Source organism: uncultured Paraglaciecola sp. (assembly GCF_913058035.1).
Lineage (GTDB): Bacteria > Pseudomonadota > Gammaproteobacteria > Enterobacterales > Alteromonadaceae > Paraglaciecola.
On sequence record NZ_CAJXPA010000310.1, the window covers coordinates 1 to 3,121 of the forward strand.

General features: G+C 38.2%; 2 protein-coding genes and 1 pseudogene. All 3 read right to left on the bottom strand.

Annotated elements, in window-relative coordinates; translation table 11 throughout:
• A pseudogene (locus tag QZ562_RS20675) lies at window positions 1-653 on the bottom strand (PAS domain S-box protein); the annotation flags it as partial.
• Window positions 654-1,264: 611 nt separating this feature from the next.
• Entirely contained in the window at window positions 1,265-1,576 is a 312-nt protein-coding gene (locus QZ562_RS20680) for a hypothetical protein (RefSeq protein WP_293764547.1), read from the bottom strand.
• Window positions 1,573-2,433, bottom strand: coding sequence for a hypothetical protein (locus tag QZ562_RS20685; protein WP_293764549.1), 861 nt, complete (start codon window positions 2,431-2,433; stop codon window positions 1,573-1,575). The genes QZ562_RS20680 and QZ562_RS20685 overlap by 4 nt, the downstream gene beginning before the upstream one ends.
• Window positions 2,434-3,121 lie beyond the last annotated feature (688 nt).

The window sequence follows — 3,121 nt, forward strand, 5'->3', positions numbered from 1 at the left end:
ATACTAAGCCTAGCTAAGCCAGTTTGTTGTAATCTTTGATTTAAGCTGTCTAAGTGAGAGGATTGTTGCTTGATTTTATGCTGATAATTACTCACATCAGCGAGTGAAATAACAGTGGCTATACCATGATTGATATCAGACTGTTTACTGAATCCTAATTGCAAATGACGCTTACTAGCTGCCACATAGGTTTGCAAATATACATACTGATTAGAGGTTAAAGCTGCGTTAATCGATTTTTGCACGTCGTCATCAAACACTTCAATCAAAAGTCGGTTGATTAACGTTCCTTCTTTACTACCCAGAAAAAATGCGGCAACACGATTGGCAAAAATAATTTCACCTGCCAGATTAACGTGCAACATGCCAACCTTGAAATCGTTGAGTAAGGATTGTTTAACTGTTAACGCTTTGCCGTACTGAGTTTGTTTGTTACGCGAGTTAGAAAGTTGAACTTTAATGATAATGACAAACATCAACAACAAAACAATGACAACCGTCAACGCTATTAGTCCAATTTTTATGGTCTCAGAACTTAGTTCAAGTATCTGAACAAGTACTTTTTGGCTAAATGCAAAACACGTGGGACTGACTAATAATGAGATAATGCACAGAACTCTTAAAAACATAATGTTCCAAACCCGGGGAGCCATGGGGTATTTTCCTTATAAACTAGCAACACGTATCAGAATATAGCAGTGAAATACACCAAAATAGTAGTGATAACACAACAAAGTATGAAGATTAATACCTAGGAATGCTTAAATTTGACGCCATCCCTGTTTTTGAACAACTCAGTTGCATCTACTAGGTTTGCTTGCACTAAAAAGGCAGGGGTCGTCGCTTAAGCTCTAAGATATCTTGGAATAGTCAGCCCTTAACCTGCCAACCGTTAAGAATAAAGCTTAACTAAATCTGACAGAGAGCTATGTGCCCAGGCTGTGTGAAAACTCTAATGACCAAATTACTCACGCAATGCTAAGTAAAATGAGGAGTTGATTCGCGTGCAAACGTGGTCAGATTTAAATGTGAAGCACATATTTTATCAGTTTTGGTGCCAAATATGACTTGAAAACAGTTTTCACACAGCCTGTGGCACAAGCGGTCGTAGCAGTGGTTCGAAAAAGCTGGTTCTGACGATCTCATCTGCCACCACAGGAGTCCTAGCGAGTTTTCGATTTAATCTATGGAGAAGATCAAAACGGACCGTCGTTTACGTCTGCAGAACGCGCGCGAGTCACGAGCGTCGATATTACTCCTCCTGTCATAGCAAAATTATCGAAAATAGTTTTTTTAGTGGATCGAACGCCCATGAGTATTTTTCGTAAAGTACTTTTGCTCCATCAACAAGACCCCTGTCGCCATTGCTTTGAGCGAGTAAATCGACTTCTCGTTTCAAATTCTCAATCTGATCTTCAGTTGCTTTTCCTGCCCTCAATAAATCAGCAACATTAGAATGGAAATCATCTAGTGCTCTTTCAGTAGCGTTAGATATCTTGTTATTATCTCCTTGAACAACATTGCCAAATTCCCCATGACCACCTGAAACAGTGATATTTATATTTCCCTTGTTCATGATCTTCCCCCTGTAGCAATATTGGAAACTTTATTCATGGCCCCTTGAACAACATTCCCCATATTGACTTTACCCCCAGAAATGCTGATGTTCATTACTTGCATCTTTTGAGCTTTTAGCTCGCTCGTATCGATGTCATTTTTTTCCAGTTCATTAATCATTGCATTGAAAACTGCATCATGAAGGCATCTAATTTGTGTAACTACATCAATATCATTGTATGAGCCTGGATATATCGTTCTGATTCTAGCTAGCAAATCATGCTCCCTTTTTACATAAGGTACTATCCAGAACAGAAAAGTGAATACGGAATATGCAACCAAATTAAATTTCTTATCACGATCGATAAAGCCGCCACCAAGAACACGCCACTCTATCGATTGCATTTTTCCAAAGTTTGTCTGATTAAAAACAAGTGTTATAGCTGTTCCCCTTGTGGTGACAGTTGACGAAGATCTAATAAAGGCTCGATCCTCTGTTTCAGATAAGTCGTTATCTATGTCAGTTATTGTTATCGTCTCCAAGGAATTTATTGGTGTTTTATCACGCAGCTCTGACTCGATAGCCGCGTACAAGTTTTTCTCTATTATTTCTGAATGAGAAAACACATGTTGGAAGTCACCAAATACTTGACCAAAGTATCTAAAAGGAAAGTTTTTCTTGAATTTATTGGAGCTAGATGAGGCCTCCGCCAGCTCACTTTTCACAAATGAATTGGTTATAAGCCCTATAATCAGCAACAATATAAGAGAAATACCAAGTGTTAAAACAGTGAAAAATGCATGGACAATAAAGGCTATAATAACACTTCTGATTTTGATGCTGTTTTTTACTTTCCCTGAATTTAATAAATCCATTTCTTAACTCCTTGTTTAATAGTTAGTTGCCATAACGCCTTTGACAAGCGCGCGTGTTTTGCGTCGCTTGGCTAAACTTGTTATGCGATAAGTTGCTATTAAAGCAAAGGAAATTAAGAACTAATGAAGATAAATTCGCTATATGCTACATCCCTGCCTTTAGCAGTCTAACAATAGTCCAATTATTAATTTCGTCCAATTTTCAGTTGAAAAAGTTTTACGCTAAACGATGAGTAAACAATGAACACTTAACGCTTTGCCAATGGGCAAGTGCGAATGTTGTTGGACGAAACCAATGGGTATTTGTCCCAGCAGTGCTGCTGGCAGCGATTTTTGGCAACTTGTTATATTGCAACTGGCGCAAAGCACAATCAGTTACTTTTAGAGCGCACCTGTAAGTTTAAATCAGTTTGGAAAACGACCTCAATTTGAGAACATTCGTTTGAGAACATTCGAACGTTAACTCTTACTCACCTTCAATCGCTGCAATTATATTTAGGGTACAAAAGAAGAATATGACTGCTTACATCAGAATTGGATAGTTTCACACCAACGATTGAGCCGTCCTGCTTAAACTCACAAAACGAGCCATTCCTTTCAATAATCTCAATCGGAATCTCAAATTTAGACAATGTCTAACCTTTCTTTGCGATTTAGCAGTTATTACGTTTACGACTCAGTAGTACCC

Coding starts and splice junctions, on each gene's coding strand:
- QZ562_RS20685 (WP_293764549.1), bottom strand. CDS start 2,433: ATGGATTTATTAAATTCAGGGAAAGTAAAAAACAGCATCAAAATCAGA.
- QZ562_RS20680 (WP_293764547.1), bottom strand. CDS start 1,576: ATGAACAAGGGAAATATAAATATCACTGTTTCAGGTGGTCATGGGGAA.